13 protein-coding genes and 1 pseudogene are annotated in these 13248 nt (G+C 36.6%); 11 read left to right on the top strand and 3 right to left on the bottom strand.

All coding sequences use genetic code 11. The features are described 5' to 3' along the window. From BPMYX0001_RS15680 to BPMYX0001_RS15670, 3 genes are all read left to right on the top strand, one after another. The gene (locus BPMYX0001_RS15680) at nucleotides 1–1059 is read left to right on the top strand and encodes an N-acetylmuramoyl-L-alanine amidase (RefSeq protein ID WP_006095702.1); all 1059 of its coding nucleotides are present in this window, start codon (nucleotides 1–3) and stop codon (nucleotides 1057–1059) included. Nucleotides 1060–1217: 158 nt separating this feature from the next. Beyond that, nucleotides 1218–2312, top strand: a complete 1095-nt coding sequence (locus BPMYX0001_RS15675; protein ID WP_033799056.1) for a response regulator aspartate phosphatase — start codon at nucleotides 1218–1220, stop codon at nucleotides 2310–2312. Further along, the gene (locus BPMYX0001_RS15670; protein WP_006095700.1) at nucleotides 2312–2518 is read left to right on the top strand and encodes a hypothetical protein; all 207 of its coding nucleotides are present in this window, start codon (nucleotides 2312–2314) and stop codon (nucleotides 2516–2518) included. Before BPMYX0001_RS15675 ends, BPMYX0001_RS15670 begins: the two co-directional genes overlap by 1 nt. A gap of 84 nt (nucleotides 2519–2602) precedes the next feature. On the opposite strand, the gene BPMYX0001_RS15665 is transcribed toward BPMYX0001_RS15670, so the two are convergent. Genes BPMYX0001_RS15665 through BPMYX0001_RS32705 form a run of 3 tightly spaced genes read right to left on the bottom strand, consistent with a single transcriptional unit; the run spans nucleotide 2603 to nucleotide 3718 of the window. Next, nucleotides 2603–3175: an imm11 family protein gene (locus BPMYX0001_RS15665; RefSeq protein ID WP_033799055.1), complete on the bottom strand. Its 573-nt coding sequence runs from the start codon at nucleotides 3173–3175 to the stop codon at nucleotides 2603–2605. A 17-nt stretch (nucleotides 3176–3192) separates the two neighbouring features. Next, nucleotides 3193–3600, bottom strand: a complete 408-nt coding sequence (locus BPMYX0001_RS15660; protein ID WP_240516973.1) for an AHH domain-containing protein — start codon at nucleotides 3598–3600, stop codon at nucleotides 3193–3195. Beyond that, complete coding sequence (locus BPMYX0001_RS32705) at nucleotides 3569–3718, bottom strand: hypothetical protein (RefSeq protein ID WP_157753625.1); 150 nt, start codon at nucleotides 3716–3718, stop codon at nucleotides 3569–3571. The genes BPMYX0001_RS15660 and BPMYX0001_RS32705 overlap by 32 nt, the downstream gene beginning before the upstream one ends. A gap of 199 nt (nucleotides 3719–3917) precedes the next feature. Between BPMYX0001_RS32705 and spoVFB the strand changes: the two are divergent. The 8 genes and pseudogenes from spoVFB to BPMYX0001_RS15620 form a co-directional block, all read left to right on the top strand. Beyond that, a pseudogene (gene spoVFB, locus BPMYX0001_RS15655) lies at nucleotides 3918–4106 on the top strand (dipicolinate synthase subunit B); the annotation flags it as partial. A gap of 149 nt (nucleotides 4107–4255) precedes the next feature. Next, a complete protein-coding gene (asd, locus tag BPMYX0001_RS15650) occupies nucleotides 4256–5302 on the top strand; it encodes an aspartate-semialdehyde dehydrogenase (protein WP_003203711.1) in 1047 nt (348 codons plus the stop codon). 23 nt (nucleotides 5303–5325) lie between these two features. Continuing rightward, on the top strand, nucleotides 5326–6558 hold the full coding sequence (gene dapG / locus BPMYX0001_RS15645) for an aspartate kinase (protein ID WP_018782290.1): 1233 nt from the start codon (nucleotides 5326–5328) through the stop codon (nucleotides 6556–6558). Nucleotides 6559–6569: 11 nt separating this feature from the next. Further along, nucleotides 6570–7448, top strand: coding sequence for a 4-hydroxy-tetrahydrodipicolinate synthase (gene dapA, locus BPMYX0001_RS15640; RefSeq protein WP_003203717.1), 879 nt, complete (start codon nucleotides 6570–6572; stop codon nucleotides 7446–7448). Between the two features lie 444 nt (nucleotides 7449–7892). Then, nucleotides 7893–9563, top strand: a complete 1671-nt coding sequence (locus BPMYX0001_RS15635; protein WP_006095695.1) for a ribonuclease J — start codon at nucleotides 7893–7895, stop codon at nucleotides 9561–9563. Nucleotides 9564–9664: 101 nt separating this feature from the next. Then, nucleotides 9665–10414 carry a ClpP family protease gene (locus BPMYX0001_RS15630; protein ID WP_003203721.1) on the top strand — a complete coding sequence of 250 codons (750 nt, stop codon included), beginning with the start codon at nucleotides 9665–9667 and terminating at the stop codon, nucleotides 10412–10414. Then, nucleotides 10411–10614, top strand: a complete 204-nt coding sequence (locus BPMYX0001_RS15625; RefSeq protein ID WP_018782288.1) for a YlzJ-like family protein — start codon at nucleotides 10411–10413, stop codon at nucleotides 10612–10614. The genes BPMYX0001_RS15630 and BPMYX0001_RS15625 overlap by 4 nt, the downstream gene beginning before the upstream one ends. A gap of 213 nt (nucleotides 10615–10827) precedes the next feature. Beyond that, the gene (locus BPMYX0001_RS15620) at nucleotides 10828–13227 is read left to right on the top strand and encodes a DNA translocase FtsK (RefSeq protein WP_033799694.1); all 2400 of its coding nucleotides are present in this window, start codon (nucleotides 10828–10830) and stop codon (nucleotides 13225–13227) included. The last annotated feature ends 21 nt before the right edge of the window (nucleotides 13228–13248 follow it).

Here is a 13248-nt window from a genome sequence, read left to right as displayed (position 1 = left end):
ATGAGAAAATCAACGAAACTAGTTTCCTCTGTATTTATGACTTCATTGCTCCTATTTAGTTTCACTACAGGGGCTTTTGCTGATAGAATGCTTATTATTCCTGATTTACCTAAGCAGCCGTATAGATATGGTGTTGGTGCATATGAGGGTGTTGTGGCACATAGTACAGCAACTTCAGAAGCTCCAGCTATTAATATTCAAAAGTATGAGTCTCGTACTTGGCGTTCGGCTTTCGTGCATTATGCAGTAGATTGGAATGAAACAATTCAAATTGCTGATACAAAGTATATCGCTTATGGGGCTGGTTCAGGTGCTAATAAGCGTTTTGTACATGTTGAACTTTGCGAAACTGCAGACTATGGAAAATTTAAGCGCTCATATGAAAAGTACGTTAAATTATTAGCTGAAATCTTAAAAGATAACAATCTATCTGTAGAAAAAGGATTGTGGACACACTATGATGTAACGAAATACCTTGGCGGCACAGACCATGAAGATCCACTTGATTACTTACGTAGTCATGGTGTATCAGAAGCGCAATTCCGTGCTGATGTAAAACGTGCATATAATAATGGTGACGTTTCTGTTCCCGAGCAACCATCTAAACCAGGCGAACCAGTGGCGAATGTGGAAGGTATTGCATATATTGAAGGTTATAATGTAAATCTTCGTAAAGGGGCAGGTGCAAGTTACTCTGTTATTCGTCAGTTAAATAAACCAGAATCATACCAAGTGTGGGGAGAAAAAGATGGTTGGTTAAATCTTGGAGGAAATCAATGGGTATATAACAATCCTTCTTACATCAAGTTTGAGAAGAAAGAGCCAGTTAATCCGATTGCAGGAAAGCGTATTGTGTCCAAAGTGGACAAACTACGTTTCTATGACTCTCCATCTTGGCAGGATAAAGACGTTGCTGGTACCTTAGATGCAGGACAAGGGTTTACAATCGATGAAAAAGTAACTGTCAATGGATCATCACAGTACAAAGTACACAATAGTAAAGGTAAAACATACTTTATTACAGCAAGTGAAGCCTATGTATATGTAAAGTCACACTAAATCCGGCTCTTATGAGTCGGTTTTTTTATTTTCACTCCCATAGAAGTATTCTGACAATTATTTTTCAAGTAGTTTAAAAGAGGGGATTCTATAAAATATCTATAAATATGTTAATATTTAGTGAATTAAAGATAAAAAAATAAGGGGGATGGCTTGTTATGAGCGCACATATAATAACTAAAGAGCAAATCAAGCAAATATTAGATGCTTGGTATCAATCAATGTTACAACAACAAGTAGAAAAAGCAAAACAATTTAAACAAGAAATTGAAGACAAACTTTCTAGTATAAAAGAAGACGAAAACCTACTACTATATTATTCATTATTAAATTTTAGATATAAAGTACTAACAGGTGGGCTTAACATTACAAAAGATAATTTTAATGAAATTAACTCCTTTGATATACCTGATAACAGCTTTCTATCCTATTATTATCACTTTTTCAAAGCAATTCACAGCACAATTCTTGCGCAATACAATGAAGCTGGGGAACATTTTGAGAAAGCGGAAAAACTATTAATGCATGTGCCGACCGAATTAGAAAAAGCAGAATTTAATTATAGGTTGGCAGCTTTCTATTACCAAATTTATAAACCCCTACCATCTATTTCATATGCTAGTAAAGCAAAAGACTTTTTCAGCAAAACTAACTCCTATGACATTAACATTGCTTTATGCGAGAACGTCCTCGGCTTAACGTGTATACAGATAAGGCAGTTTGAACAAGCTGAAGAACACTTAAATAAAGCTATTGATATTGTTAAAAAGATTGATAACACGGAACTACTGTTACGTATTAGAAATAATTTAGGCTGGTTATATGCAAATCAAAACCTTTCAGATTTAGCTATTCGTCATTTATCAGAGGTTATAGAACACCTTCCAAACCATTATAAAGCTATGTTCTTACAGGCTAGGGAACATTATAAATTGGGTGAACGCAACAAGGCTAATGCACTAATTGAAAAAGGGCTTGCAGCTTGTACTAAGATAGAAAATAAGGAATACGTGCACCGCTTTAATATCCTAAAGGCAATGAATAATGGTTCTGATTCTCTAACGTTGGAAAGTGTTGTTTTAGAAGGGATTTCCTATTTCGAAGCAGAAGGTTTAACACGTTGCGTACAAGAATACACGGAAATATTAGCAACTATGTTTTATAAGAAAGAAAACGAGAAAAAAGCAAGTAAGTATTTTTACATGAGTAATGAAGCAAGAAAGAAATATGAAGAAAAAGGGGCCTTAGTGTAATGAAAAAACTTAAAGCAGTACTACTATTAACGGTTACGTCATTTGGTTTATTATCAATGGCTGAAGGTGACACACCTGCACCACAAAGACCGGATTTGGTTTACAATATAGGGGATACACCTGCACCTGCTTATAATAGAGGTGATGGTGGTTCGCCTTCTAATGCGCATGGAAACGGTGGAGGCATTGTAGCAAAAGAAATTTAAGTGAATTTACAGTAAAAGAAGAACGTTTACCCTCACTACAAGGCGTTCTTCTTTTTTGCCATCCTTCTGTTTTAGGACTTTGTTTTACATGTTCGATTCCGAATCCCATACCTCAACAAATTCAAAACCTGTTAAATCACTTTCTAAAATTGCATTTCTGAACTTATCTGATACAAAAACTGAAATTGAATAAACATGATTATTTAAAAATACTTTGAAAATATCTTCGTTTTCTACAACATTGGATATAAAGGAATATTTTTCACAACCAACTATTAAGCCGCTTCTTAACTTTTTAAAGATTGAATTGGTATTAGCAATTGCATCTAAATGATTTAATACATGAACGGCATAGTAGGGTTCATTAGTAGCATTATGTATTAAAGGAAGAAATTCAACATCATGCCCTATTAAAGCCTCTAAAAGTTTTTTTGCCTTATTACTAATAAGTAATGTACCATTCCTTCCCCAAAAATGTGGACAATCACTTTGTTTACCTTCTTCTACACATTCAATCAGTATATCTCCCCATGAATTAGATAAACTTTTTGCTAAATCAAATTTCCCATCAAAATATTTTTCATGGTCTTGATCAAAATTTAGTAGTTGAAAAGATTCATAATCATTCACAGAGCCTCGTAATTCCCAGATCTTCATTGTATCCTCCTGAAAAGTCATTTGTTTTTTGGTGTATTTAGTTTTAATGTGCCCTTCAATAGTTGTTCTCTTATATCATGTAAGGCATCAACAGCATCAGCTTGAGTACCACCAATATCTTTAATATATTGAAGTGTTCTTTCTACTTCTCTTATATATTCTGGGCCATGGCTACCTATATGTAGCACTTCAGTAGTTACATATTTATGCCCTTCTGCCCCATACCCTGGAAGAAACACTCCATTAGCAGCAGAATCATGATGTATCTTGAAATATTCCAATAATTTTTGAGCTTGCTTCGCCCTTTTATCATTCCAAGGGGCAATATGATGTGCTGCATTAGGATATGGAGGCGGGTCAATCCCTGCGTTCTTAAGTTCTTCACGTAATACTTTAGTATGTTTGTCCTTGTAGAGCAGTATCAATTGCAAAAGCATCAATCGACTGAATGGCTTGTTCCATACCTTGAATGGTAGCGGTACATACAGCATTCATACTTTGTGTTTGGGTATGTACTTCCCCTAAATACATATTTAAACTCAAAAATCTCCCTCCTTAATAAGTGAATAATACCAATTTAAGGAGATAAATGTAAATGTTACATTCTTATAACATTACTTTAGAGGTTTTTAGCTCGTCCAAGTAAATCAATCACTTGTGTATGTTTCTCTTTTAATTCCTCATCATGTTTATATATAATAGAAGAAATTGAAAAAGTAAATATTTTTGTTGTAATCATGTTGGTGTAAACCTTATGCGTTTAATGGCGACAAAACATATTTATTTTGTGCCATTTGGGCAAGATGCACCAGAAAAAAAACCAAATTCAATGGTAGCTCGTATGGAACTTCTTGAAGATACAATTATAGAAGCAATAGAAGGGAAGCAATTACAGCCAGTTGTTGTAGAAAAATTCAGATATATGAATTAAAAAACGAAAAAAAACAGACAATTTTTTACGAAACCATCATTCTTATCGCAGAATATGATAAAATTAATGTTATTAAGATTAGAAGGAGTACTCTATACTCCTTCTAATTCTAAGTATAGAAGGATTGGTATCTAGAAAGGGGCATAGTGATGGAAAAGGAAAAATCTTTTCATGTCGCTGTAGTTGGAGCAACCGGCGCAGTTGGTGAACAAATGTTAAATACTTTAGAGAAACGAGAATTTCCAATTGGGAAGTTAACGTTACTTTCATCTAAACGTTCTGCAGGCAAGAAGCTTGTATTTAAAGGAGAAGAATTCACAGTACAAGAAGCAACTCCTGAAAGCTTTGAAGGAGTCGATATTGCACTCTTTAGTGCAGGTGGATCTGTATCGAAACAACTAGCACCAGAAGCAGCAAAACGTGGTGCAATTGTTGTTGATAATACAAGTGCATTCCGTATGACAGAAAATGTACCACTTGTTGTACCTGAAGTGAATGAAAATGACTTAAAAGAACATAGTGGTATCATTGCAAATCCAAACTGTTCTACAATTCAAATGGTAGTTGCTCTTGAACCAATTCGTCAGCAGTTTGGTTTAAAACGAGTAATCGTTTCCACATATCAAGCGGTGTCAGGTGCAGGTGCTGCTGCAATTGAAGAGCTTCATGAACAATCACAAGCAATCTTAAATGGAGAAGAAGTAAAAGCAAATGTTTTACCTGTATCAGGTGACAAAAAACATTTCCAAATTGCTTTTAATGCCATTCCACAAATTGATAAGTTTCAAGATAATGGATTTACATTTGAAGAAATGAAAATGATTAATGAAACGAAAAAAATTATGCATATGCCCGAGTTAGAAGTAGCAGCGACATGTGTACGTTTGCCAGTTGTATCAGGTCATTCTGAGTCCGTTTACATTGAAGTGGAAAAAGAAGGCGTAACTGTAGAAGAACTGAAAAACTTGCTTGCGGATGCGGAAGGAATTGTACTGCAAGATGATCCAGCAGAACAATTATATCCAATGCCATCTACTGCGGTAGGGAAAAATGAAGTATTTGTTGGGCGTATTCGTAAAGATTTAAATAATGAAAAAGGATTCCATCTTTGGGTCGTATCTGATAACTTATTAAAAGGTGCTGCATGGAACTCTGTTCAAATTGCAGAACGATTAGTAAAATTACAATTAGTGTAAACGGCTAAGAGAAGGTGCAAAAAATGAAAATTATTGTTCAAAAATTTGGTGGTACATCGGTACGTGATGAAAACGGACGTAAGCATGCGCTTCACCATATTAAAAAAGCATTAGATGCTGGTTATAAAGTAGTTACGGTTGTATCAGCTATGGGACGTAAAGGTGAACCATATGCAACGGATACATTATTAAGTCTTGTAAATCAACAGGAATCTAGCATTTCAAAACGTGAGCAAGATTTATTATTATCATGCGGAGAATTAATCTCGGCAATCGTCTTTTCAAATATGCTAAATGAAAATGGTGTGAAAGCAGCAGCACTAAATGGTGCACAAGCTGGTTTTGTAACAAATGATGATTTTACGAATGCAAAGATTATTGAAATGAATTGTGATCGTATACATGGAGAGTTACAAAACGTAGATGCTGTTGTTGTTACTGGATTCCAAGGGCGAACTAAAGAAGGCGATACGACAACACTTGGACGCGGAGGTAGTGATACTTCAGCTTCAGCACTAGGTGTTGCGCTTCAAGCTGAATATATCGATATTTTTACTGATGTAGAAGGTGTGATGACTGCTGATCCAAGGATTGTAAAGGATGCGCGTCATCTTCAAAACGTAACATATAATGAAATTTGCAACATGGCTTATCAAGGTGCAAAAGTTGTTCATCCGCGCGCCGTTGAAATTGCAATGCATGCAAAAGTACCACTTCGTGTGCGCTCCACGTACTCTGATAGTGAAGGGACACTTATTGCTGCATATGATGGTGCTACAAAAGGCCGTGACGTAGAAGAACGACCTGTTACAGGTATCGCTCACGTATCAAACGTGACGCAAATTAAAGTGCTTGCAAAAGACGGATCGTATGATTTACAAAAGCATGTTTTTAAAGAGATGGCAAATGAAGGAATTAGTGTAGACTTAATTAACATTTCGCCTACAGGTGTGGCTTATACAGTAAATGATAATGTATCAAGTCGTGCTGTTGAAGTTCTTCATAAGCTTGGATATGATCCGATCGTGACGGAGCACTGTGCAAAAGTATCTATTGTAGGAGCTGGAATGGCAGGTATTCCAGGGGTTACTGCGAAAATTGTCACAGCATTGGCAGAAAAAGGTGTTCAAATTTTACAATCGGCAGATAGTCATACGACTATTTGGGTGCTTGTAAAAGAAGTAGATTTAGTGGAAGCTGTGAATGCATTGCATAGTGCGTTTGAGCTTTCAAAAGAAAAGCAACTGGAACAATAAGGAGTGAGACCATGATAGATTTTGGGACAATTGCGACAGCGATGGTAACACCGTTTGATAAAAATGGAAACGTCGATTTTGCAAAGACAACTAAATTGGTAAATTATTTAATTGATAACGGTACAACAGCAATCGTGGTAGGAGGAACAACCGGAGAGTCTCCTACATTGTCATCAGAAGAAAAAGTAGCGTTATATCGCCATGTTGTATCTGTTGTCGATAAAAGGGTGCCCGTAATCGCTGGAACAGGTAGTAATAATACACATGCTTCTATCGAATTAACGAAGAAAGCTACAGAAGTTGGTGTCGATGCAATTATGTTAGTGGCGCCGTATTATAATAAACCGAGTCAAGAAGGCATGTATCAGCATTTTAAAACAATTGCTGAAAGTACAGAACTTCCGGTTATGCTATATAATGTTCCAGGACGATCTATTGTACAAATCTCCGTTGATACAGTTGTTCGTTTATCAGAAATACAAAACATTGTTGCAATTAAAGATGCTGGCGGCGATGTATTAACAATGACAGAAATTATTGAAAAAACAGCGGACGACTTTGCTGTATACAGCGGTGATGATGGTTTAACGTTACCAGCTATGGCAGTTGGAGCTAAAGGTATTATTTCTGTTGCATCTCATGTGATTGGAAATGAAATGCAAGAAATGATTGCGGCATTCCAAGCAGGAGATTTCAAAAAAGCACAGAAATTGCATCAGTTACTTGTCAAAGTGACAAATGCATTATTTATGGCGCCGAGCCCAACTCCAGTCAAAACAGCGTTACAAATGGTTGGATTAGACGTAGGATCTGTACGTCTTCCACTTCTTCCATTAACAGAAGAAGAACGATTAACATTACAAGAAGTAATCCAATCGATTCCTCGCTAAATAAAAAATGGCTTAGTAAAAACTAGGCCATTTTTTATTTATCATTTTAACCGAGAAGACCCCCTCCTCTAAACGAAATGAAGGTGGGGGTAGTTCAATTTATATAAAATTTCTATGCTTCTCTTCTCTTTCTCGTAAATTAACTTGTGTTCTATTTCTGGTATCAGTTATAATATGGCTAAGTAGCTTAGTACGGGTATGCTTAGCAAAATTGGAAAAAATTATGGTTTAACGGAATTTTTATATCATATCGCATAAGATATTTGATTTATATAATGAAAGAGAGGTGAAACCTGGTTTAAAAAACGAACAAGAACATGATATCGCATAACGGTAAGGACATTCGTCTTGGACGGTGAATATATGGTGATTGTAGAGCTTCCCTGGTGTCTCTACGATTTTAGTGAAATCAGTGTTTGTAAGATTTTTAAACCAGGCAACAACATGAAGAGAAAAGAGATTGATTCTGTAAAGGTATTTGCTCTTGGTGGAGTAGGTGAAATCGGGAAAAATATGTATTGTGTGGAAATTGATTCCGAAATTTTTATTGTGGATGCAGGATTGATGTTCCCGGGAGACGAAATGTTTGGAATTGATATTGTTATCCCTGACATTACATATTTAGTAGAAAATCAAGAGCGAGTAAAAGGTTTATTTATTACACATGGTCATGAAGATCATATTGGTGGAATTGTTTATGTGCTGCGCAAACTTTCCATCCCGGTGTATGCAACGAAGTTAACGGTAGGTCTTATACAAGAAAAACTCGGTGAAGCGGGGATGCTAGGCCGTGTAGACTTAAAAACAATTGATTCGAATTCGGCTGTAGAATTTAATACGACAACGGTTTCATTCTTTGGAACAACACACAGTATCCCAGATTCTGTTGGTGTGTGCTTCCATACATCACAAGGAGCCATTGTATATACAGGAGATTTTAAATTTGACCAAACACCAATTGGCAACAGTGGGGCAGACCTTGGAAAGATGGCGCAAATTGGAAATGAAGGCGTTCTTTGTCTGTTATCAGATAGTACAAATGCTGAACGTCCTGGTTACACGGGGTCTGAAAAAGAAGTTGGTATAGAAATTTCAAAAGTATTTTATAATGCAGAAGGACGTATCATCGTTGCTTCTTTCGCATCTAATGTACATCGTATTCAACAAGTATTTGATGCAGCTGCTGAAACAGGCCGTAAAGTGGCCGTTGTAGGTCGTAGTATGGTAAAAGTGGTAGATATTGCAAGGCGTCTTGGATATTTAGACGTTCCAGATGGTATGGTTATTTCATTGCAAGAGGTAGATAATTTCCCGGAGAAGAAGGTAGCGATTTTAACAACTGGTAGTCAAGGGGAACCGATGGCAGCTCTTTCAAGAATGGCAAAGCAAGCTCATAAACAAATTTCAATCCGTAAAGGAGACACAGTTATCATTGCAGCTTCTCCAATTCCGGGAAATGAAATATCAGTATCTAAAATTATTGATTTATTATTTAGGGCTGGTGCAGAAGTTGTTTATTATGGAGAAAGAAAAGTTCATGTTTCGGGTCATGGTAGTCAAGAAGAATTGAAATTGATGCTGAATTTAATGAAACCGAAATATTTTATACCCGTACACGGCGAATTTCGTATGCAAAAAGCACATGCGTATTTGGCGGAAGATGTTGGTGTCTTGAAAGAAAACATTTTTATTGTAGAAAAGGGCGATGTAATTGCTTTTGAGGGCGAAGAGGCAAAGCAAGCTGGTAAGGTACAAGCGGGTAATGTTCTTATTGATGGATTAGGTGTAGGCGATGTCGGAAATATTGTCTTGCGTGATCGTAAGATGTTATCACAAGACGGAATTTTAGTCGTTGTTGTAACGCTTGGAAAAGATGAGAAAAAGATCATCTCTGGACCAGAAATTATTTCGCGTGGTTTTGTGTATGTTCGTGAATCTGAAGCGTTAATCGAAAGGTCTACAGATATTGTACGTACAATTGTTGAACAGTCCATTAAAGAGTATTCTATTGAATGGTCCATGCTAAAACAAAATATTCGTGAATTATTAGGACAGTTTCTGTATGAGGAAACGAAGAGAAAACCGATGATTTTACCAATTATCATGGAAGTATAAGAAAAACCACCTTTATCGGTGGTTTTTTCTTTTTTATCCCTATCGCATGAAATTTACAACTTAAGAAATAATAGTTGTATAAGAGTGAAAGGGGATGCGACATGACAGAACGTGATGGTTTAACAAATGAGGAAAAAGAAGCAGAACCGAAAGAGGATTCAAAAGAGGCGTCAGTAATAGAAAAAATCCAACAACTTGGTCAAACGAATGTTCCACAAATGAATGAATCGCGTATTCACTGCTTAACGATTGTTGGACAAGTAGAAGGACATGTACAGCTTCCACCGCAAAATAAAACGACGAAATATGAACATGTAATTCCACAAATTGTGGCAATTGAGCAAAATCCAAAAATTGAAGGGTTACTTTTATTGCTAAATACTGTTGGTGGTGATGTTGAAGCTGGGTTGGCAATCTCTGAAATGGTAGCTTCATTATCGAAGCCAACTGTATCTTTGGTTTTAGGTGGAGGGCACTCGATAGGTGTGCCAATTGCAGTGTCAACAGATTATTCGTTTATTGCTGAAACTGCAACGATGACGATTCATCCAGTTCGTCTGACGGGTCTTGTTATTGGTGTGCCGCAAACATTTGAGTATTTGGATAAAATGCAAGAACGTGTAATTCGATTTGTAACAAAACACTCAAAAGTGACGGAAGATCGTTTTAAAGAGCTTATGTTTGCGAAGGGAAATTTAACACGAGATATTGGAACAAATGTAATTGGAATAGATGCAGTAAAGTATGGCCTTATAGATGATGTCGGTGGTATCGGGGATGCGATTCGAAAGTTGAATGAATTAATAGACATGCGAACAGATGGAAATCAAGACGGGAAGTTGCTGCAATGATTTTGTATACAATTATGCCAGAGCAACTTGTTTATCAGGCTGATTATTCACAGTATGAACAACAAAAAATAGTGAATGTAAATGGAGTAGAGATGATTGTATCTGAAGAGGGTAGTCAATATTATTCCGTTGTTCGTGTGCTAAGTACAAATCCATCCCACTACTTACAGTATGAACCAGGCCAGAAAATAACCTTTTAGCAAAAAGCAGGATTTTGTGTAGAAGCTATGGTATAATATAAAAAACAAGACGGTTGAGCAGCCATGATTAGGCTGCTTTCTTCTGTTTATTTGACATTTTACAAGAAGTGTAAAATGTCAAATGAACAGATCTAGAAGATGTGATGAACAACATGTAGAGAATACTTTCAATGAATGAAAGTCGTACTTAATTTTTGGACTTGGGGTGAAGAAATGGCAAAACAAAAGCAAAGAGGGACGAAATCAAAAGCAAGACGTACGATAAAGCCAACTTTGTATTACGAAATCGTCGGATTGACTCTTTTTGCACTTTCAATCATTACAATTTTACAGCTAGGTATTGTAGGGAAATCGTTTGTTTTCTTCTTTCGCTTTTTCTTTGGTGAATGGTACATAATTGGTGTGCTTGGTGTGATTGCATTATCGATTGCATTTGTTATAAAGCGCGCATGGCCAAACCTTTTAAATAAACGGTTAATCGGTGTCTATTTAATTGTATTAGCAATAGTAATGTTTAGTCATATTACATTATTTAATTTGCTTTCAAAAGAAGGAACCGTAGAAAATACATCTGTGATTGTCAGTACAAAAGATTTATTTTTTTATGAGATGAAGAAAGGTGTAGTAGAGTCCGTTCACTTAGGCGGGGGGATGGTTGGTGCCCTTATGTTTGCTACATGCTACTTTTTGTTTGATGAAGTAGGAGCCTACATTATAGGTATCATTCTTGTTATTCTTGGTATACTTTGCATTACAAACAAACACATTGGGGAAGTGTTAGCCCCGGTTGGACGAATACTCAGAAGTCAATTTCAGGGGATGCAAGGGGATTACAAGGATTGGAGATCGAAACGTACTGCTGAACAAACAGAAAAGAAAAAAACGACAAGGCGTACGCGTAGTGAACGTTTTGATAGCGAAGAAGAAATTACTGAGCCGTTAGAAGAGATAGAAATTGGACCGCCAATTATTTCGAATTTTACAGAGAACTATCCAGTTAGTGAAGAAAAAGATAAGGAAAGTGAAGATGAGATTGCAAATGAGTTGATTGCGCCGCCTTCTATGGCAGAGGAAGAGATTCCATCTGCATCAAAAGAACGAACACAAAAGAAACGAGGAGAAAAAATTGTTGAATCTCTGGAAGGAGAAACAAAAGCTCTTCCAATGCGATTTTCAAATGTGGAAAACAAAGATTACAAGCTTCCTTCTATCGATATATTGAAGTTCCCAAAAAATAAACAGGTTACAAATGAAAATGAGAAAATTTATGAAAATGCTCGTAAGTTGGAACGTACTTTTCAAAGTTTTGGTGTAAAGGCAAAAGTAACGAAAGTGCATAAAGGACCTGCAGTTACGAAATATGAAGTGTATCCTGATATGGGAGTAAAGGTAAGTAAAATTGTTAGTTTGAGTGATGATTTAGCACTCGCATTAGCTGCGAAAGATATTCGTATTGAGGCCCCTATTCCTGGGAAATCCGCGGTAGGGATTGAAGTTCCAAATTCAGAGGTTTCTATGGTAACGCTTAGAGAAGTACTTGATTCGAAAGCGAATAATCATCCGGAAGAAAAGTTATTAATTGGTCTTGGGCGTGATATTACTGGTGAAGCAGTATTAGCACGTTTAAATAAGATGCCCCATCTATTAGTAGCTGGAGCGACTGGTAGTGGAAAGAGTGTATGTATTAATGGTATTATTGTTAGTATTTTAATGCGTGCCAAACCACATGAAGTCAAATTAATGATGATTGATCCGAAAATGGTAGAGTTGAACGTATATAATGGCGTTCCGCACTTATTAACACCTGTTGTAACGGATCCGAAAAAAGCATCACAAGCTTTGAAAAAAGTTGTGAGTGAGATGGAGCGTCGCTATGAATTATTTGCTCATAGCGGAACGCGTAACATTGAAGGATATAATGAATACATTAGACATCATAATGAACAATCAGAAGCAAAACAGCCTGAACTTCCATACATTGTTGTTATCGTGGACGAGTTGGCCGATTTAATGATGGTTGCTTCTTCAGATGTAGAAGATGCAATTATGCGCCTAGCACAGATGGCACGTGCTGCTGGTATTCATTTAATTATCGCGACGCAGCGCCCATCTGTTGATGTTATTACAGGTGTTATCAAAGCAAATATTCCATCACGTATTGCGTTTGCTGTGTCTTCACAAACTGACTCTCGAACGATTCTTGATGGCGGAGGCGCTGAAAAATTATTAGGACGAGGGGATATGCTGTTCATACCAATTGGAGCATCGAAACCAGTTCGTGTACAAGGTGCATTTTTATCAGATGATGAAGTGGAAAGAGTTGTGGAATATGTTGTTGGACAACAAAAAGCGCAATATCAAGAGGACATGATTCCACAGGATGTACCAGAAACAAGACAAGAAGTAGAAGATGAATTATATGATGAAGCGGTTCAGCTTGTTGTAGAAATGCAGACGGCTTCTGTTTCTATGTTACAACGTAGATTCCGAGTGGGATATACACGTGCGGCGCGTTTAATTGATGCGATGGAGATGAATGGTGTAGTTGGACCTTATGAAGGTAGTAAGCCGAGAGAAGTTTTGATTAAAGATATACAAGAAAAAAGTTCTTAATAAAAAAGCCACTGTNACTAA

Source organism: Bacillus pseudomycoides DSM 12442, from assembly GCF_000161455.1.
Taxonomy (GTDB): Bacteria; Bacillota; Bacilli; order Bacillales; family Bacillaceae_G; genus Bacillus_A; species Bacillus_A pseudomycoides.
This window is presented reverse-complemented; position numbering and strand designations above follow the sequence as displayed.

Bases quoted from the DNA above. Each gene is read 5' to 3' on its own strand.
- dapG (WP_018782290.1), top strand. From the start codon at position 5,326: ATGAAAATTATTGTTCAAAAATTTGGTGGTACATCGGTACGTGATGAA.
- BPMYX0001_RS15680 (WP_006095702.1), top strand. From the start codon at position 1: ATGAGAAAATCAACGAAACTAGTTTCCTCTGTATTTATGACTTCATTG.
- BPMYX0001_RS15635 (WP_006095695.1), top strand. From the start codon at position 7,893: ATGAAGAGAAAAGAGATTGATTCTGTAAAGGTATTTGCTCTTGGTGGA.
- dapA (WP_003203717.1), top strand. From the start codon at position 6,570: ATGATAGATTTTGGGACAATTGCGACAGCGATGGTAACACCGTTTGAT.
- BPMYX0001_RS15675 (WP_033799056.1), top strand. From the start codon at position 1,218: ATGAGCGCACATATAATAACTAAAGAGCAAATCAAGCAAATATTAGAT.
- asd (WP_003203711.1), top strand. From the start codon at position 4,256: ATGGAAAAGGAAAAATCTTTTCATGTCGCTGTAGTTGGAGCAACCGGC.
- BPMYX0001_RS15630 (WP_003203721.1), top strand. From the start codon at position 9,665: ATGACAGAACGTGATGGTTTAACAAATGAGGAAAAAGAAGCAGAACCG.
- BPMYX0001_RS15620 (WP_033799694.1), top strand. From the start codon at position 10,828: ATGGCAAAACAAAAGCAAAGAGGGACGAAATCAAAAGCAAGACGTACG.
- BPMYX0001_RS15665 (WP_033799055.1), bottom strand. From the start codon at position 3,175: ATGAAGATCTGGGAATTACGAGGCTCTGTGAATGATTATGAATCTTTT.
- BPMYX0001_RS15670 (WP_006095700.1), top strand. From the start codon at position 2,312: ATGAAAAAACTTAAAGCAGTACTACTATTAACGGTTACGTCATTTGGT.
- BPMYX0001_RS15625 (WP_018782288.1), top strand. From the start codon at position 10,411: ATGATTTTGTATACAATTATGCCAGAGCAACTTGTTTATCAGGCTGAT.